Origin of the sequence: Streptomyces sp. XM4193 (assembly GCF_023072595.1) — a bacterium.
Taxonomy (GTDB): Bacteria; Actinomycetota; Actinomycetes; order Streptomycetales; family Streptomycetaceae; genus Streptomyces.
This window is the reverse complement of record NZ_JALLGK010000008.1, coordinates 85,133-101,683: the sequence shown is the minus strand read 5'-3', so window position 1 is coordinate 101,683 and position 16,551 is coordinate 85,133. Positions and strand designations below refer to the sequence as shown.

The following is a 16,551-nucleotide window of genomic DNA, read 5'->3' as shown; positions in this document are numbered from 1 at the left end:
GGTCGGGCCGGGGTTGCCGCGGTGGTCAGTCGGTTCGGCTCGGGGCCGGGTCGGCGGGGTGCGCGGCCACCAGCGGGAGGGCGGCGGCCAGTCGCTGCTCGCAGAGCTCGGTGAGCCTGTCGTAGCCGTCCTTGCCCATCAGCTCGATCAGCTCGGGGCGGTAGGAGACGTAGACCGGGTCGCCGGCGCCGTGCGCGCTGGTCGCGCCGGTGCACCACCAGTGCAGGTCGTGTCCGCCCGAGCCCCAGCCGCGGCGGTCGTACTCGCCGATGGAGACGTACAACTTCTGCTCGCCGTCAGGGAGTTCGACCCATTCGAAGGTGCGCCGGACCGGGAGCTGCCAGCAGACGTCCGGTTTGGTCTCCAGCGGTTCGCGGCCGGCCTGGAGCGCCTGGAGGTGCAGGGCGCATCCCGCGCCGCCGGGGAAGCCGGCGCGGTTGTTGAAGATGCAGGCGCCCTCCCAGCGGCGGGTCTTGCGCTCGCCCTCGTCGTCGGTCTCGACCCAGCCGGTCTCGTTGCCCTCGGCGTGGAACTGCCACTGTTCGGGGGTGAGTCGCGCGGCGTGCGCGGCCACCCGGCGTTCGTCGTCCTCGTCGGAGAAGTGCGCGCCCAGTGTGCAGCAGCCGTCCGCGGCACGGCCGGCCTGGATGCCCTGGCAGCCCTGGCCGAAGATGCACGACCAGCGGGACGTCAGCCACGTGAGGTCGCAGCGGAAGACCTGCTCGTCGTCGGCGGGATCGGGGAACTCCACCCACGCCCGTGCGTGGTCGAGGTCCACTTCCTCGCCGCGGCGCCGCTGTTTCTTACCACCGAGGTTGCGGATTTCTCCCGGCTTCGAGTGTTTCGTCTTGCCCACGTGCCCCAGAGTACGGGGGACGGCCCCCGCGACGCGCCGACCGCGTTAGCGTGCTGTCCCATGAGACTTGGTGTCCTCGACGTGGGTTCCAACACCGTTCACCTTTTGGTGGTGGACGCGCACCCCGGCGCACGCCCCCTGCCCGCCTACTCCCACAAGGCGGAGCTGCGCCTGGCCGAACTCCTCGACGAGGGCGGTGCGATCAGTCCCGAGGGCGTCGACCGGCTGGCGAACACGGTCAAGGAAGCGCTGGAGGTCGCCGAGGACAAGGGGGTCGAGGACGTACTGCCGTTCGCCACCTCCGCCGTCCGCGAGGCCAGCAACGCCGACCGTGTGCTGGAGCGGGTCGCCGCCGACACCGGGGTGCAGCTGCGGGTGCTCTCCGGGCCGGACGAGGCGCGGCTGACGTTCCTGGCGGCGCGCCGCTGGTTCGGCTGGTCCGCCGGCCGGCTGCTGGTGCTCGACATCGGCGGCGGTTCGCTGGAGATCGCGTACGGCCTGGACGAGGAGCCGGACGCGGCCGTGTCGCTGCCGCTGGGCGCGGGGCGGCTGACCGGCGGCTGGCTGCCGGGCGACCCGCCCGACCAGGACGACGTGCGCGCCCTGCGGCGGCACGTGCGGGCCGAGATCGCGCGGGTGGTCGGGGAGTTCAGCCGTCTGGGGGCGCCGGACCACGTGGTGGCGACGTCCAAGACCTTCAAACAGCTCGCCCGGCTCGGCGGCGCGGCCCGCTCCGCCGAGGGCCTGTACGTCCAGCGGGATCTGGACCGCAAGACGCTGGAGGAGTGGGTGCCGCGGCTGGCCGGAATGACGGCCGCCGAGCGGGCGGAGCTGCCGGGCGTCTCCGAGGGCCGGGCGCGGCAGTTGCTGGCCGGCGCGCTGGTGGCCGAGGGCGCGATGGACCTGTTCGGCGTCGAGATGCTGGAGGTGTGCCCGTGGGCGCTGCGCGAGGGCGTGATCCTGCGCCGACTGGACCGGCTGCGCAACGGCTGACCGCGACCGGCCGCCCGGCGGTGCGCACAGCCGGTGACCGGGCGCGTCGGCGTCTCGGGTGCCGGGCCGGGACGCCGGCGGTGGGCCCGTCCGGAGGTACGCCCGTCCGTCGGCACGAGCCCGTGGCGTTCCGGCGCGGGGCGCGGCGGCGCGCGACCCAGGTACGGACCGGGGCCCGCTTCGCCGTAGGCTGAGCGGGTGGCAGAGGACTTCACAGGTGCGGCACGGGCCCCGGAGCCGAAGGTCGCCCTGTCCACGGCGTCGGTGTACCCCGAGTCGACCTCGGCGGCCTTCGAGATCGCCGCGCGTCTGGGGTACGACGGGGTCGAGGTCATGGTGTGGACCGATCCGGTCAGCCAGGACGTCGACGCGCTCCGGCGGCTCTCCGACCAGCACGGCGTGCCCGTGCTCGCGGTGCACGCGCCCTGCCTCCTGATCACCCAGCGGGTCTGGTCGACCGACCCGTGGACGAAGCTCAAGCGCGCCCGCAGCGCGGCCGAGACGCTCGGCGCCTCGACGGTGGTGGTCCACCCGCCGTTCCGCTGGCAGCGTTCCTACGCGCGGGAGTTCGTGGCCGGGATCTGGCGCATGGCGGGGGAGACGGACGTCAGGTTCGCGGTGGAGAACATGTACCCGTGGCGCTACCGGGACCGCGAGCTCCAGGCGTACGCGCCCGACTGGGACCCGACCACCGACGACTACCGCCACTTCACCCTGGACCTGTCGCACACCGCGACCTCGCGCAGCGACACCCTCGCGATGGTGGAGGCCATGGGCGACCGGCTCGGCCACCTCCACATCGCCGACGGCAACGGCTCGGCGAAGGACGAGCACCTGGTGCCGGGCCGCGGGAAGCAGCCCTGCGCCGAGGTGCTCGCCAGGCTGGCCGCGGGCGGCTTCGACGGCCACGTCGTGGTCGAGGTCAACACCCGCAGGGCGATGACCTCCGCCGAGCGCGAGGCCGACCTCGCCGAGGCGCTCGCCTTCACCCGGCTCCACCTCTCCTCGCCCGGGCTGGACTCGTGAGCGACCGCACGGGCGCGGAGGGCCCGCGCCGCCGGGGACGTCCGCGCGCCGAGGACTCGGTGGGGGCGGACCGCAGGTCGCGCATCCTGCGCTCGGCGCGCACCGAGTTCGCCGACCGCGGCTACGACAAGGCCTCGGTACGGGCGATCGCCCGCGGCGCGGAGGTCGACCCGGCGCTGGTCCACCACTATTTCGGCACCAAGGAACGGGTCTTCGAGGCCGCGGTGGAGACCGCGCTGGCGCCCTTGCGCCAACGGCTCGGCCGGCTGCGCGCCGTACCGCCGGAGGAGCTGGGCGAGCAGGTCACCGGCTTCTTCCTGGGTGTCTGGGAGAACCCGGACACCCGCGAGCCACTGATCGCACTGGTGCGTTCCGCGGTGAACAACGACACCGCGGCCCGGATCTTCCGCGGGGTGGTCACCAGGCTGCTGCTGCCGCGGATCGCCGGGGCGGTCGACCGGGCCGAGCGCGAGCTGCGGGTCGAGCTGGCGGTCGCGCAGCTGGTCGGCACGGCGCTGTTGCGCTACGTCATACGGATCGAGCCGCTGGCGGACGCGGACCCGCGGGAGCTGGTGCGCCGGCTGGCGCCGGTCGTCCAGCACCACCTGCTGGGGCCGGAGGCGGACGCGGCGGGCTCCGACGCCGCTGACGGGTCCGGAGCAGGAACCGACCGGTTCTGACGCCCGACGACCGACTGTCGGCCCACTTCCGGTCGCTCGTCGACCGGTTGTCGACCGGACGTCGACCAGGTGTCTCATGATGTGGGTGCCGTGTCCGGATCATGGATCTTCGGGCGTACGCTCGTAGGTCTCCGACGCGACTGCCGTCGCGGCGACGACCGGGCCGACAGGCGCGTCGGAAGCCGCGCGCAGCAACGCGCACAACGCCGTCCAGGGAGTGGAGCACCATGCCCGAGCTGAGGTCCAACACCGTCACCCGCGGCCGCAACATGGCGGGCGCCCGAGCCCTGCTCCGCGCCGCCGGCGTAGCGCGGGAGGACTTCGGCAAGCCGATCATCGCCGTGGCCAACAGCTTCACGGAGTTCGTGCCGGGCCACACACACCTCCAGCCGGTCGGCCGGATCGTCTCCGAGGCGATCAAGGAAGCCGGCGGCATCCCGCGGGAGTTCAACACGATCGCGGTCGACGACGGCATCGCGATGGGCCACGGCGGGATGCTCTACTCGCTGCCCTCCCGCGACCTGATCGCGGACTCCGTCGAGTACATGACCGAGGCGCACTGCGCGGACGCGCTGATCTGCATCTCCAACTGCGACAAGATCACCCCCGGCATGCTGAACGCCGCGCTACGGCTCAACATCCCGACCGTCTTCGTCTCCGGCGGCCCGATGGAGGCCGGCAAGACCACGCTGGTCGACGGCACCGTCCGCTCCAATCTGGACCTGGTGCATGCCATGTCCGAGGCGGTCAGCGACGCCACCTCCGACGAGGACCTCCAGCGCATCGAGGAGGCCGCCTGCCCGACCTGCGGCTCCTGTTCGGGAATGTTCACCGCCAACTCCATGAACTGCCTCGTCGAGGTGCTCGGCCTCGGACTGCCCGGCAACGGCTCGGTGCTCGCCACCCACACCGCCCGCAAGGAGCTGTACGAGGCCGCGGGCCGCACCGTCGTCGACATCGCGCTGCGCCACTACGAGCAGGACGACCACTCCGTCCTCCCGCGCAGCATCGCCACCCGCGCCGCGTTCGAGAACGCCATGGCGCTGGACGTCGCGATGGGCGGCTCCACCAACACCGTGCTCCACCTGCTGGCCGCCGCGCAGGAGGCCGAGCTCGACTTCGTGATGGACGACATCGACGCCGTCTCGCGCCGGGTGCCCTGCGTGTGCAAGGTCGCGCCCAACGGGGCGTACCACATGGAGGACGTGCACCGCGCGGGCGGAATCCCGGCGATCCTGGGCGAGTTGCACCGCGGCGGCTATCTGCACGAGGACGTCCACGCCGTGCACGCGGCCTCGCTCCCGGACTGGCTCAAGCAGTGGGACATCCGCGGCGGTTCGCCCGCGCCGGAGGCGGTGGAGATGTTCTACGCGGCGCCCGGCTGCGTGCGTTCGGCCACCGCCTTCTCGCAGAGCGAGCGCTGGGACACCCTGGACACCGACGCCGAGAACGGCTGCATCCGCGACGCCGAGCACGCCTACTCCGCCGACGGCGGCCTCGCCGTGCTCAGCGGCAACCTGGCCGTCGACGGCTGCGTGGTGAAGACCGCCGGCGTCGACGAGTCGATCTGGACCTTCGAGGGCCCGGCAGTGGTCGTGGAGTCCCAGGAGGACGCGGTCGACGCGATCCTGAAGAAGCGCGTCAAGGAGGGCGACGTCGTGGTCGTCCGCTACGAGGGCCCCAAGGGCGGCCCGGGGATGCAGGAGATGCTCTACCCCACGGCGTTCCTCAAGGGCCGCGGGCTGGGCGCGAAGTGCGCGCTGATCACCGACGGACGCTTCTCCGGCGGCACCTCCGGACTCTCGATCGGGCACGTCTCCCCGGAGGCGGCGGCCGGCGGCGTGATCGCGCTGGTCCGCGACGGCGACCCGATCGCCATCGACATCCCGAACCGCACCATCGAACTCAAGGTCCCGGACGCCGAACTCGCCGCCCGGCGCGAGGAGTTGGGCGGCCGGTACGCGCCCGTCGCACGCGAGCGCAAGGTCTCGCAGGCGCTGCGGGCGTACGCCGCGATGGCCCTGTCCGCGGACAAGGGCGCGGTCCGCGACGTCAGCAAGCTCGGCTGAGCCGAGAAGGCCGCCCCCGGAGGCGGAAGGCCGCCCCTAGGCAGCCGAGGCCGGGCGCGCGCGGGCCGTGCGCCGGAGGCGCGGGTACGCGTCCCGCCGGGTCCGTCCGCCGGCGGCGGCGCAGCCTGCGGGTATCGGTGACGGCTCCGCTGTCCGGGCCCGCCGGTCGCGCACGGTTTTGACCCGTGCCGGTGTCACCCGGCGCCGCAGGGGCGCGGGCCCGGAGCGGGGGCTCGGAACGTCGGCCCGGAACGCCGGTGCCGCCGGGTGTCAGCCGCAGCCGCAGGAGCGCCGGCGGATCAGGGTGGACGGCAGCTGCCGCAGCCGGTCCCGGCGGCTGCCGTTGGTGCGCACCCCGTCGTCGAGCAGCAGGTCGACGGCTGCCCGCGCCATGGCCGGGCGGTCGGAGGCGACGGTGGTGAGCGGCGGATCGGTGAGCGCCGCCTCCTTCACATCGTCGAAGCCCGCGACCAGCAGCTCGCCGGGCACGTCGATCCGCAGCTCGCGCGCGGCGCGCAGCACTCCGATCGCCTGGTCGTCGGTGGCGCAGACGATGGCCGGCGGCCGGTCCGTCCGCTCCAGCAGGTCGAGCGCCACCCGGTAGGCGTCGTAGCGGTTGTACGGGGCCTGGAAGAGTCGGCCCTCGGTCTCGCGGCCGTAGGCGCTCATCGCGCGCCGCCAGCCCTCGACGTGGTCGGTGACCGGGTCGCCGATGGTGGGGGTGGACTCCACGCCGCCGAGGCAGGCGACGTACGCGGCGCCGTGGTCCAGCAGGTGCTCGGTGGCGCGCTGGGCGCCCGCGACGTCGTCGGTGACGACCGCGACGTCGTCGATCGCGTCCGGCCTGCGGTGCAGCAGCACCACACGGGCGTCCCAGGCGTCGATCTCGACGGCGGCCCGCTCGCTCAGTCCCTGGCTGACCAGGATGAGCCCGGCGACCCGCATGCCGAGAAAGGCCCGGAGGTAGTGCACCTCGCGCTCGTCGAGGTAGTCGGAGTTGCCGACCAGGACCATCTTTCCGCGCTCGGCGGCGGCCTGTTCGACGGCGTGCGCCATCTCGCCGAAGAAGGGCTGGCGGGCGTCGGGGAGGATCATGCCGATCAGGTCCGTGCGCCGGGAGGCCATCGCCTGGGCCACACGGTCGGGCCGGTAGCCGAGCTCGTTGATCGCGGCGAGGACGCGCTCCTTGGTCGCCGGGGCGACCGGGCGGGGCCCGTCGTTGATCACATAGCTCACCACCGCGGTGGAGGTACCCGCCAGCCTTGCCACGTCGTCTCGCGTCACCTTCGCCACGCCGGGCAGTCTACGCGGGGTGACCTTTCACGGCTGCCCCGCGTCGGGCCCGGGAACGCCCGCCGACAGGCGCATCGGACCGGATTCGGGCAGGCCGGGTGCGGCACTCGGACCGCGTCCGGGCGGGGCCGGTCCGGCGACCCGTGTGCCGTACACGCGGGCGCGGGGGTGCGACGCACCCGGGGAGCCGCGTCCCGGCGTGCGGAAGGCGGCCGTCGAGGACGGGCCCCGGGCGCGTACGGTCGCGGGCGCTCTCGGCCGGCCCGGCACCGAGCGGGTACGGGCGGCCCGGGCACGGTCGGGCGCGCGGGTGGGCCCGGTCGCACGCGGGAGCGGACCCGCCCGTCGGGAACGGGCCCGCGCTCAGCGGCGGGCCCGCGCGGTCAGGAGCGGGTGCTGTGCGAGCGGGATGAGGTGCCCTCCACGGCCTCCTGCGCCAGCTGCTCGGCGGCCTCGGTCACCGCCTTGGCCTCGGCCTCGGCCCTGCGCTGCTCGGCCGTCTTCTCCGGCTTCTCCGGCGAGACGAAGCGGTAGCCCACGTTGCGCACGGTGCCGATCAGCGACTCGTGCTCGGGGCCGAGCTTGGCGCGCAGCCGTCGTACGTGCACGTCCACGGTGCGGGTGCCGCCGAAGTAGTCGTAGCCCCAGACCTCCTGGAGCAGCTGGGCGCGGGTGAAGACCCGGCCCGGGTGCTGCGCCAGGAACTTGATCAGCTCGAACTCCTTGAAGGTCAGGTCAAGCACACGGCCCTTGAGCTTGGCGCTGTACGTCGCCTCGTCGATGCAGAGGTCACCGTTGCGGATCTCGGTGGGGGCGTCGTCGTCGACGACCTGCCGGCGGCCGGTGGCCAGCCGCAGCCGGGCCTCCAGCTCGGCCGGTCCCGCGGTGTCCAGGACGACGTCGTCCACGCCCCAGTCGGCGGTCACCGCGGCCATTCCGCCCTCGGTGACGACCAGGACCAGCGGGCTGCCGGGGCCGGTGGAACGCAGCAGCCGGCACAGCGCCCTCGCCTGCGGCAGATCGCGGCGGCCGTCGATCAGAACGACGTCGGCGCCCGGGGTGTTCACGAGCGCGGAGCCCTCGGCGGGGGCGACCCGGACGTTGTGGAGCAGCAGTCCGAGGGAGGGCAGCACCTCGGTGGAGGGTTGGAGCGCGTTGGTCAGGAGGAGTAGCGAGCTCATCGTGAGTTCCTTCCTCAGTCCCTTTCGAGGACGTGACGCCTCTCGGCGAGGCGTGGCGTGTGCTTCGGCGTGACGCGTCGTTGCGACCGTGCCGTGAAAGCGCGAAAGGACTCGGAGGCGTCGTCGCCCGAGTCCTTCTGCGCAGCACGATAGCTCACCAAGGCGCTTTCGACACGAGCGAGAAACCTCACGATTGCTTGCGCATAATTCGCCGACCACCGTGTGACCAGGAGGTTTCCCGGTCATCGCGGAGAGCGGGCGCACGGGTGCGCGGTCCGCCATACGGACAGGCGATGATGGGAGCGGCACATCACACCGCTGGGGAGACACAGATGCCCGTGAAGGGGACCATCCGCTACTGGGCGGCGGCGCGAGCCGCGGCCGGGGTGGCGGAGGAGACCTATGAGGCCGCGACGCTCGCCGAGGCGCTGGCCGACGCCAGGGAGCGGCACGCCGAACGTCCGGACTTCGCCCGGGTGTTGGTGCGCTGCTCCTACCTCGTCGACGAACGGCCGGTCGGCACCCGGGACCCGGAGTCGGTGAGGCTGAGCGACGGCGGCACGGTCGAGGTCCTCCCGCCCTTCGCCGGAGGCGCACGATGAACCTGCCGGGAAGCAACGCCGCCGCGGGCAGCCACGACGCAACGGGCACGGGACACGCGACGGGCACGGGACACGCAACGGGCACAGGACACGCAACTGGCGCGAGCACGGGCCGCGCGGCAACGGGTACGGGGCCGGGCCGGGCGCCCGGCACAGGAGGGGACGACGTGCCGAGCACGGGCAACGCACCGCGTACGGACGGGACTTCGGACGGCGCACCGGGCGGCCGTCGGGGCCGGCGCCGCAAGAAGGGCGGACCGCCGAACCGAGGGGTGCCGGGCCATCCCGAGCACCGCACCGGCGACCCGATCATCCCGCCGGGCGGCCAGAGCGCCGCGCTCACCGCGGCCCTCGCCCTCGCCCTCGCCGCGGCCGCGGCGATCGGCCGGCCCGCTGTGGCGGTGGTGGTGGTCCTCCTCCAAGCGGTCACCGCGGCCGGCTGGTACCGGCTGAACGGCATGTGGCCGGCCCGGCAGGGCATCGCGCTCGGCTTCCTCGCCGGACTGAGCGCGGTCGTCGCGCTGTTCCTCTCCAGCGACCGCAACGCCGCGACGGCGGTGGCGGGCGTGCTGGGCATCTGGGTCCTGCTGGTGCTCCTGCTTCAGCTGCGCAACCACGGAGCACCGGACGAGCGTCTCTACGGGCTGACGGTCGCGGTCGGCGCCACGGTGCTGACCGTCCTCGCTGCCGCACATCTGGCCGCCCAGGCGGTCAGCTCGGACGCGGTGGTCGTCGGTGGTGTCGCGGTGGCCGTCGCGGTGTGCGTACGTGCGCTGCCGTTGCCGGGGTTGCTGACCCTCGCGGCGGCGCTGGTCGTCGCCGCCGGCGCGGGGGCCGCCGCGGGCACCTGGACGGACCTGGGCGCCGGCGCGGGCGCGCTGCTCGGCCTCGGGGCCGGCGGCGGGGCGCTGATCGGCCTGCGTGCGGCGAGTTACGACTGGCCGTCGCGGTTCGTGCACCTGACCGCGGGGGTCGCTCTGCCACTGGCGCTGGCGGGTCCCGTCGTCTACCTGCTCGGACGGGTCGTCGGCTGACACCCGGGGGAGGAACGCGGTCGGCGAACGCCGGCCGATGTCGATGATCACGGCCCGCTGTGGCTGGGGGATGGGAAGACGGCAATGCGAGCGCTGCGGATCACACTGATCGTGCTGCTGGTGTTCGGCGGGCTGTTCGTCGGCGCGGACCGGATCTCCGTCGGCCTCGTCGAGGACCGGCTCGCGGAGAAGCTGAAGGCCTCGCAGGGGGCGTCGGAGGCACAGGTGAGCATCAACGGCTTCCCGTTCCTCACCCAGGTCGCCACCAAGGAGCTGGACGACGTGGAGGCCAAGCTCACCGGGGTGACCACCAGTGACGGCGAGAAGGCCCTGCGGGTCAGCGAGTTCGAGCTCCAGGCCCGGAACATCGAGGTCGGCGCGGACTTCTCCAGCGGCGTCGCCCGCACCGCCGAGGGCACCGCGTACCTGACGTACGAGGACCTCTCCGCCGCCGCGGAGGAGGGCGTCACCGTGGGCTGGGGCGGCGCGGCCGAGGAGGAGGGCGAGGCCAAGGTGAAGGTGACCGGCAGCATCGAACTGCCGCTGGTGGGCCGTGAGGTGGAGCGCTCCACGACCAGCACCGTCAGCGTGGAGAACGGTGACACCGTGCGCCTGCACGCGGACGCCATCCCCGGCTCCGATCTGCCCGGCATCGAGGACATCGTGCGCAAGAAGATCGACTACACCAGGAAGATCGACGGACTGCCCGCCGGCGTCAAGCTGAACGGAGTGCGGGCCACCAAGCAGGGTGTGGAGATCACCTTCTCCGGCGAGAAGGTCAACGTCACCGAGTAGCACGTCGGTTGCCCCACCACCCCCGGCCGGGACGCCCGGTCCGGTCCGCGCCCGGCGGGCGGTGGTGCAGGAGGTGCCGCATGCGCTCGACGCACGGAAACACGTCCGGACCCCGGCCGGTCGTGCCGGGGCCCGGACGGTCAGCCGGTCAGTCGGTCAGCACTTGTCGAGCCACTTGTGCGAGCGCAGAGTGTAAGTGCCCGCCAGGTTGCCCTGCTTGCCCTTCTTGGTGCAGCCGATGCGATTCCCCTTGTGGTCGGCGGCCTTGTAGTAGGCGACGTCCATCCGCCTGCCGTTGTTGTAGATGGACCTCACGTTGGTGGTCGCGGACCAGCTGCACACCTCGGAACCCGAGCGCCAGTCCTTGTCGTTGCCGGCCCAGTTGCACATCTTTCCGGTGCCGTTGGAGCCGGTGTAGAAGCAGACGTCGCCCGTGGGGCAGTTGCTGTAGGACGGTGCGGGTGCGGCCTGGGCGGTGCCCGGGGCCATCATGACGGCGGCACCGGCGGCCGTGGCGGCGGCCATCGCGAGCCCGGTGCGGAGTCGGCGGGCGCGTTCCTGCATACGTGCCATGGTGTTCTCCTTCGCCGGTTCCCCCGGCCCGGGGCGCCGCCCTTCGAGCGGCGCTGCCCGGAACCATGCGCCGTGCCACGCCGGTGCGGTACCTCGGAAGTCCGAGGGGGGCTTCGGTCGACGCCCGTGCGCCGCTGTCCGTGAGACGGTGTCCAACATCTGGAATTGTCCGGTCACGGGCCGGGCGGAAGCCCCCGAACGCCCGGGTCGGGGGCTTGCGGGACGCTTCGGAAACCGCCTCGCGTCCCATATTCCAGGCGGTCGTGTCTCGACATGCGGAACGTCGGTGACACATGGCGCGGCCATCCTTACGATCGAGGCATGAAGCGACAGGCGGACCTCACGAAGCGACGGGCAGTTGATCTGTGCCGTATCGCCGCCATGCTCTGTCGCCCCACCGTCTGACGGCCCCGCCGCCGTCAGCGGGGAGTTCGGCTGCCGGACGCTCCGCGCGCACCGGATCCCGGTGCGCCGCCCCGAAACCCATCGACTTCCGCGCCGCACAGCGCCGTGCGTTCCGTGGGCGCCGCCGAACACGAGCGGTGATCCGACGTACGCACACCATTTACCGCACCCCGCTCCGGAGGAGATCCCATGAGCCGCAGTGACGTCCTGGTGGACGCCGACTGGGTCGAGGCCCGCATCGACGACCCGAAGGTGGTGCTCGTCGAGGTCGACGAGGACACCTCGGCCTACGAGAAGAACCACATCAGGAACGCCGTCCGCATCGACTGGCGCGAAGACCTCCAGGACCCGGTCCGCCGCGACTTCGTGGACCAGGAGGGCTTCGAGAAGCTGCTCTCCGCCAAGGGCATCGGCAACGACGACACGGTCGTCCTGTACGGCGGCAACAACAACTGGTTCGCCTCGTACGCCTACTGGTACTTCAAGCTCTACGGCCACGAGGACGTCAAGCTCCTCGACGGCGGTCGCAAGAAGTGGGAGCTGGACTCCCGCGACCTGGTGACCGAGGTGCCGGAGCGTGCGGCCACCCAGTACAGCGCCAAGCCGCAGAACCTCGCCATCCGCGCCTTCCGCGACGACGTCGTCGCCGCGATCGGCGAGCAGAACCTGGTCGACGTGCGGTCGCCCGACGAGTTCAGCGGCAAGCTGCTCGCCCCGGCCCACCTGCCGCAGGAGCAGTCGCAGCGTCCCGGCCACGTGCCGACCGCGCGCAACATCCCCTGGTCGAAGTCGGCCAACGACGACGGCACCTTCAAGAGCGACGAGCAGCTCAAGGAGCTGTACGAGTCCGAGGGCGTCGACCTGGGCAAGGACACCATCGCCTACTGCCGCATCGGCGAGCGCTCGGCCCACTCCTGGTTCGTCCTGCACGAGCTGCTGGGCCAGGAGAACGTCAAGAACTACGACGGCTCCTGGACCGAGTACGGCTCCCTCGTCGGCGTGCCGATCGAGCTCGGCGCCAACGACTGAGTGCGTCAACCCGCCCTGGCCTCAGGGTAGTTGAGACCTGACGGTTCGAAAGGAAACATCCCCATGTGCGGAGCACAGGCAGGCGGCCCCGACGCCTCCACCATCAAGCCCGGCGAGACCACGATCCAGGGCAGCGTGACCAGGGGCGGCGAGCCCGTCACCGGTTACGTACGCCTCCTGGACTCGACCGGCGAGTTCACCGCCGAGGTCCCGACCTCCGCGACCGGCCAGTTCCGCTTCTACGCGGCCGAGGGCACCTGGACGCTGCGTGCCCTGGTCCCCGGCGGTACGGCCGACCGCAAGGTCGTCGCCGAGACCGGTGGGCTGACGGAGGTCGCCATCGCCGTGTGACGCACGCGCGGTGAGGCTGCACGGAGAAGGGCCGTGCCCCCGGGTTGGACGCCAGGGGGGTGCGGCCCTTCTCGCGCGCCCGCGTGCGCGCCCCGGGGCTCTGCCCGCGTACGCGCCGCGTCTCTGCCCGCGTACGCCCCGGGGCTCTGCCCGCGTACGCGCCCCGCGCGCGGAAGGTGCGTCGGTGCGTACGCGGGGCGCGTGCTGCTCAGTACACGAGGGCCTGGGTGCCCGGCTCCATGATCTCGCTGACGAACACCTGGGCGCCGGCGATCCGCACGCCCTCCAGCAGGTCCTTCTCCTCGATGTCCCGGCGGGCCGCGCACTGGGTGCACAGGGTGATCCGTCCGCCGGCGAGCACGGCGTTGATCAGGTCGGGCAGCGGTGCGGCGTGCGGGAGTTCGAACTCCGCCGCCCCGCCGGGCAGGGCGAACCAGGCCGACTCGCCGGTCAGCCAGAGCGAGACCTCCACCCCGCTCGCGGCGGCCACCGCCGCCACCGTGAACGCCTGTGAACAGCGTTCCGGCGCGTCCGTTCCGGCCGTCACCTTGATCACGAGTCTCTGGTTCTGCGCGCTCTCCGTCATGGGCAACCACCGTAGTGCGCCGCCCTGCGACGGTGCGGGCCACCGTGCCGGACCTCTCAGCGCCGCCGCGGGGTGCGCCGACTAGAATCGACGTGCCCGTCCGTCCCGTGGCGTCCCCGATCGCCCGGGGCGCGCCAACCTCGCAAGGAGCGCAGCCGTGCTAGAGGCATTCTTCATTTTCCTGATGGTCCTGGTCGCCGTCGGCACCCTCGCCTTCACCGCCCTGACCGTCAAGAAGCTCTACCAGGGCCAGCGCTGACCGGGAGCACTCCCGGAACCCGGCAGCACCAGCGCGACCGCACCACCCGTACAGACAGCCGTCCCCGCACAGACAGAGCGCCTGATTCTCCATGATCGAGATTCCGTCCGACCTGCACCCCGACCTCGTACCCCTCGTCTTCCTGCTCGGCGACTGGACCGGTGCGGGGGTTGCCGACTTCCCCGGTGAGGAGAAGTGCAACTTCGGGCAGGAGGTCACCTTCAGCCACGACGGCCGCCCCTTCCTGGAGTACGTCTCGCACAGCTGGGTGCTCGACGAGAAGGGCGAGAAGGTCCGCCCGCTGGAGTCGGAGTCCGGCTTCTGGCACGTGCGCGAGAACCGTCAGATCGAGATCGTGATGGTCCGCGACCGCGGCGTCGTCGAGGTCTGGTACGGGCAGCTCGCCGAGGGCAAGCCGCAGATCGACCTCGCCACGGACGCCGTCGCGCGGCTCGCCTCCGCCGGTGAGTACAGCGGCGGCAAGCGGCTCTACGGCTATGTGAAGAGCGACCTGATGTGGGTCGGCGAGAAGGCCACCCCCGAGGTGCCGATGCGCCCGTACATGTCCGCGCACCTGAAGAAGACGGTCGACCCCTCGACCTGGGCCAAGGACATCGCGGACCTGCCGGACGACGGCATCGCCTTCTTCAAGTAGGCCCCTCGCCCCGAGCAGGCACCTGTGGCCGGGAGGCGGGCCGGCCGGTCCGGTGGAGGCGCGCCGACCGCGCGCCTTCATCTCTGCGCGGCCGAACGCGCCGTCAACCCGCGTGCGGGCGCCGGGAGTTGGGCGGCTCCCGGAATTGCAGTGGAGGCTTAAGGGCCGTCTCAGAGGATTCTCATCCGCGCCGGGGAGAGTCCGGTGCATGAGCGAATTCCAGGGTGAGCAGCAGGGTCAGAGCCACAACCGTCCGGGTGTACCGCCGCGTCCCGCCGGGGCGCCGTTCGCCGACACGGCCGAGCAGCCGACGGTGGGCGCGCAGCCGCAGCCGGGTGTGCATCCCGAGCCGGGTGTGCATCCCGAGCCGGGTGTGCAGCAGGTGCCGGGGGCCGAGGGCCGTCGGCGACGGGTGCGTCGTCCGGTGGCGCTGGTCGCCGCCGCGGCGCTGGTCGCGGCGGTCGTGGGTGGCGGCGCGGGCGCGCTGGTGGGTCAGCAGTGGGGCGGTGAGCGGGGCGATTCCGCCACCGGCGCGGCCCAGGCGCGCAACGCCTCCACCGAGGGCACGGTGGCGGGCGCGGCCAAGCGACTCGGGCCCAGCGCGGTGGAGATCAAGGCGGGCAGCTCGACCGGTTCCGGTGTGGTGATCTCCGAGGACGGCGAGATCCTGACCAACAACCACGTCGTCGACGGGACCGACGAGATCCAGGTGCGCTTCAGCGACGGCGAGAAGGCGACCGCCGAGGTGGTGGGCACGGACGCCGATCTGGACACCGCGCTGCTGAAGGTCGAGGGCGTCAGCGGGCTGAAGCCGGCGCAGCTCGGCGACTCCGACGCGGTGGGCGTCGGCGACCAGGTGGTGGCGATCGGTTCGCCCAACGGTCTCACCGGCTCGGTGACCAGCGGCATCGTCTCCGCTCTCGAACGCGAGGTGACCACTCCGAAGAGCGGCGGCGGTGAGCAGCGCCCGCCGCAGGAGCAGGGCCAGGGCCAGGGCGGGCCGGACTGGCCGTTCGGTCTCGGCCCGGGCCAGGACGGTCAGGGCGGCCAGGGCCAGGGCGGTCGGGGCGACGGGGACACCACCACGTACAAGGCGATCCAGACCGACGCCTCGATCAACCCGGGCAACTCCGGTGGTGCGCTCGCCGACCTCGGCGGTGCGGTGATCGGTATCAACACGGCGATCTACGACAACAGTTCGGCCTCCGGCAAGCCCGGCAGCGTCGGCCTGGGCTTCGCCATCCCGATCAACGACATCAAGAAGATCCTCCCCGAGCTGCGCGAGGGCAAGGGCGCCGAGGACCGGGGCAACGACAGCGGCGGCCAGGACGGCAGCGGCCTCGACCGCTTCGACCGGATCGGGCTGTGAACCCTCACCGCGCCGCCGCCTTCCGCTCGCGGTGGCAGACTCGACGACCATGACAGTCCTGATCGTCGACGACGAGCCCGCCGTACGGGACGCGCTGCGCCGCAGCCTCGGCTTCGAGGGGTACCGGACGCAGACGGCCGTCGACGGGCTCGACGCCCTGGACGTCCTCGACAGCGCCGCCGAGCCGCCCGAACTGATCGTGCTGGACGTCCAGATGCCCCGGATGGACGGGCTGACCGTCGCCCGCCGGCTGCGGGCGCGCGGCGAACGCGTACCGATCCTGATGCTCACCGCGCGCGACACCGTCGGGGACCGGGTCAGCGGCCTGGACGCGGGCGCCGACGACTACCTCGTCAAGCCCTTCGAGCTGGACGAACTGCTCGCCCGGGTACGCGCCCTGCTGCGGCGGGGCGCGTACGCGAGCGGTGAGCCCGAGCACGATCAGGGCCCGGCCGCGCCGCCCGAGCCGGTGCTCGCCTTCGAGGATCTGCGGATGAACCTGGCCACCCGGGAGGTCCACCGGGGCGAGCGGCCGGTGCAGCTGACCCGGACCGAGCACACCCTGCTCGAACTGCTCCTCGGCCACCCGCGGCAGGTGCTCACCCGTGAGCAGATCCTGCACGACGTGTGGGGCTTCGACTACGAGCCCAGCTCCAACTCCCTGGACGTGTACGTGATGTACCTGCGCCGCAAGACCGAGGCGGGCGGTGAACCGCGGCTGGTGCACACCGTGCGCGGCGTCGGCTACGTGCTGCGTGAGCCGCCCGGGCACCTGCGGTGAGGGGCCGACTCGCC

At 72.5% G+C, this 16,551-nt stretch carries 17 protein-coding genes; 12 read left to right on the top strand and 5 right to left on the bottom strand.

The window, feature by feature from the left end; all coding sequences use genetic code 11:
• Positions 1 to 25: 25 nt before the first annotated feature.
• Positions 26 to 856: a hypothetical protein gene (locus MTQ01_RS20025; RefSeq protein ID WP_374207808.1), complete on the bottom strand. Its 831-nt coding sequence runs from the start codon at positions 854 to 856 to the stop codon at positions 26 to 28.
• Between the two features lie 60 nt (positions 857 to 916).
• Here MTQ01_RS20025 and MTQ01_RS20020 point away from each other — a divergent pair, with 60 nt between their 5' ends.
• From MTQ01_RS20020 to ilvD, 4 genes are all read left to right on the top strand, one after another.
• The gene (locus MTQ01_RS20020) at positions 917 to 1,849 is read left to right on the top strand and encodes a Ppx/GppA phosphatase family protein (RefSeq protein ID WP_247492077.1); all 933 of its coding nucleotides are present in this window, start codon (positions 917 to 919) and stop codon (positions 1,847 to 1,849) included.
• 198 nt (positions 1,850 to 2,047) lie between these two features.
• Positions 2,048 to 2,875 (top strand): sugar phosphate isomerase/epimerase, encoded by an 828-nt coding sequence (locus tag MTQ01_RS20015; protein ID WP_247492076.1) that lies wholly within the window; start codon positions 2,048 to 2,050, stop codon positions 2,873 to 2,875.
• A complete protein-coding gene (locus MTQ01_RS20010; RefSeq protein WP_247492075.1) occupies positions 2,872 to 3,555 on the top strand; it encodes a TetR family transcriptional regulator in 684 nt (227 codons plus the stop codon). The genes MTQ01_RS20015 and MTQ01_RS20010 overlap by 4 nt, the downstream gene beginning before the upstream one ends.
• Positions 3,556 to 3,782: 227 nt before the next feature.
• Positions 3,783 to 5,624 (top strand): dihydroxy-acid dehydratase, encoded by a 1,842-nt coding sequence (gene ilvD / locus MTQ01_RS20005; protein WP_247492074.1) that lies wholly within the window; start codon positions 3,783 to 3,785, stop codon positions 5,622 to 5,624.
• A gap of 270 nt (positions 5,625 to 5,894) precedes the next feature.
• On the opposite strand, the gene MTQ01_RS20000 is transcribed toward ilvD, so the two are convergent.
• Positions 5,895 to 6,917 (bottom strand): LacI family DNA-binding transcriptional regulator, encoded by a 1,023-nt coding sequence (locus tag MTQ01_RS20000; RefSeq protein ID WP_247492073.1) that lies wholly within the window; start codon positions 6,915 to 6,917, stop codon positions 5,895 to 5,897.
• 383 nt (positions 6,918 to 7,300) lie between these two features.
• On the bottom strand, positions 7,301 to 8,098 hold the full coding sequence (locus MTQ01_RS19995) for a response regulator transcription factor (protein ID WP_247492072.1): 798 nt from the start codon (positions 8,096 to 8,098) through the stop codon (positions 7,301 to 7,303).
• A 332-nt stretch (positions 8,099 to 8,430) separates the two neighbouring features.
• On the opposite strand from MTQ01_RS19995, the gene MTQ01_RS19990 reads away from it, so the two are divergent.
• The 3 genes from MTQ01_RS19990 to MTQ01_RS19980 all read left to right on the top strand — a co-directional run bounded on the left by MTQ01_RS19990 (position 8,431) and on the right by MTQ01_RS19980 (position 10,529).
• Positions 8,431 to 8,700, top strand: a complete 270-nt coding sequence (locus MTQ01_RS19990; protein ID WP_247492070.1) for a MoaD/ThiS family protein — start codon at positions 8,431 to 8,433, stop codon at positions 8,698 to 8,700.
• A gap of 167 nt (positions 8,701 to 8,867) precedes the next feature.
• Positions 8,868 to 9,734: a hypothetical protein gene (locus tag MTQ01_RS19985; protein WP_374207807.1), complete on the top strand. Its 867-nt coding sequence runs from the start codon at positions 8,868 to 8,870 to the stop codon at positions 9,732 to 9,734.
• A gap of 84 nt (positions 9,735 to 9,818) precedes the next feature.
• Complete coding sequence (locus MTQ01_RS19980; RefSeq protein ID WP_247492069.1) at positions 9,819 to 10,529, top strand: DUF2993 domain-containing protein; 711 nt, start codon at positions 9,819 to 9,821, stop codon at positions 10,527 to 10,529.
• A 156-nt stretch (positions 10,530 to 10,685) separates the two neighbouring features.
• Here the strand turns inward: MTQ01_RS19980 and MTQ01_RS19975 are convergent, their stop codons facing one another.
• Positions 10,686 to 11,102 (bottom strand): peptidase inhibitor family I36 protein, encoded by a 417-nt coding sequence (locus MTQ01_RS19975; protein ID WP_247492068.1) that lies wholly within the window; start codon positions 11,100 to 11,102, stop codon positions 10,686 to 10,688.
• Between the two features lie 594 nt (positions 11,103 to 11,696).
• On the opposite strand from MTQ01_RS19975, the gene MTQ01_RS19970 reads away from it, so the two are divergent.
• Positions 11,697 to 12,536, top strand: a complete 840-nt coding sequence (locus MTQ01_RS19970) for a sulfurtransferase (RefSeq protein ID WP_247492067.1) — start codon at positions 11,697 to 11,699, stop codon at positions 12,534 to 12,536.
• 63 nt (positions 12,537 to 12,599) lie between these two features.
• Positions 12,600 to 12,887, top strand: coding sequence for a DUF1416 domain-containing protein (locus MTQ01_RS19965; protein ID WP_247492066.1), 288 nt, complete (start codon positions 12,600 to 12,602; stop codon positions 12,885 to 12,887).
• A gap of 208 nt (positions 12,888 to 13,095) precedes the next feature.
• On the opposite strand, the gene MTQ01_RS19960 is transcribed toward MTQ01_RS19965, so the two are convergent.
• Positions 13,096 to 13,473, bottom strand: coding sequence for a DsrE family protein (locus tag MTQ01_RS19960; RefSeq protein WP_247492065.1), 378 nt, complete (start codon positions 13,471 to 13,473; stop codon positions 13,096 to 13,098).
• 350 nt (positions 13,474 to 13,823) lie between these two features.
• Between MTQ01_RS19960 and MTQ01_RS19955 the strand changes: the two genes are divergently transcribed.
• The 3 genes from MTQ01_RS19955 (at position 13,824) to MTQ01_RS19945 (ending at position 16,537) form a co-directional block, all read left to right on the top strand.
• The gene (locus MTQ01_RS19955) at positions 13,824 to 14,387 is read left to right on the top strand and encodes an FABP family protein (RefSeq protein ID WP_211040312.1); all 564 of its coding nucleotides are present in this window, start codon (positions 13,824 to 13,826) and stop codon (positions 14,385 to 14,387) included.
• Positions 14,388 to 14,595: 208 nt separating this feature from the next.
• A complete protein-coding gene (locus MTQ01_RS19950; protein WP_247492064.1) occupies positions 14,596 to 15,756 on the top strand; it encodes a trypsin-like peptidase domain-containing protein in 1,161 nt (386 codons plus the stop codon).
• 49 nt (positions 15,757 to 15,805) lie between these two features.
• The gene (locus tag MTQ01_RS19945; protein ID WP_247492063.1) at positions 15,806 to 16,537 is read left to right on the top strand and encodes a response regulator transcription factor; all 732 of its coding nucleotides are present in this window, start codon (positions 15,806 to 15,808) and stop codon (positions 16,535 to 16,537) included.
• The last annotated feature ends 14 nt before the right edge of the window (positions 16,538 to 16,551 follow it).

What these genes read in the sequence shown, in the direction of transcription:
- MTQ01_RS20020 (WP_247492077.1), top strand. Translation starts at nt 917, where the DNA reads ATGAGACTTGGTGTCCTCGACGTGGGTTCCAACACCGTTCACCTTTTG.
- ilvD (WP_247492074.1), top strand. Translation starts at nt 3,783, where the DNA reads ATGCCCGAGCTGAGGTCCAACACCGTCACCCGCGGCCGCAACATGGCG.
- MTQ01_RS19995 (WP_247492072.1), bottom strand. Translation starts at nt 8,098, where the DNA reads ATGAGCTCGCTACTCCTCCTGACCAACGCGCTCCAACCCTCCACCGAG.
- MTQ01_RS19990 (WP_247492070.1), top strand. Translation starts at nt 8,431, where the DNA reads ATGCCCGTGAAGGGGACCATCCGCTACTGGGCGGCGGCGCGAGCCGCG.
- MTQ01_RS19980 (WP_247492069.1), top strand. Translation starts at nt 9,819, where the DNA reads ATGCGAGCGCTGCGGATCACACTGATCGTGCTGCTGGTGTTCGGCGGG.
- MTQ01_RS19975 (WP_247492068.1), bottom strand. Translation starts at nt 11,102, where the DNA reads ATGGCACGTATGCAGGAACGCGCCCGCCGACTCCGCACCGGGCTCGCG.
- MTQ01_RS19970 (WP_247492067.1), top strand. Translation starts at nt 11,697, where the DNA reads ATGAGCCGCAGTGACGTCCTGGTGGACGCCGACTGGGTCGAGGCCCGC.
- MTQ01_RS19965 (WP_247492066.1), top strand. Translation starts at nt 12,600, where the DNA reads ATGTGCGGAGCACAGGCAGGCGGCCCCGACGCCTCCACCATCAAGCCC.
- MTQ01_RS19960 (WP_247492065.1), bottom strand. Translation starts at nt 13,473, where the DNA reads ATGACGGAGAGCGCGCAGAACCAGAGACTCGTGATCAAGGTGACGGCC.
- MTQ01_RS19955 (WP_211040312.1), top strand. Translation starts at nt 13,824, where the DNA reads ATGATCGAGATTCCGTCCGACCTGCACCCCGACCTCGTACCCCTCGTC.
- MTQ01_RS19950 (WP_247492064.1), top strand. Translation starts at nt 14,596, where the DNA reads ATGAGCGAATTCCAGGGTGAGCAGCAGGGTCAGAGCCACAACCGTCCG.
- MTQ01_RS19945 (WP_247492063.1), top strand. Translation starts at nt 15,806, where the DNA reads ATGACAGTCCTGATCGTCGACGACGAGCCCGCCGTACGGGACGCGCTG.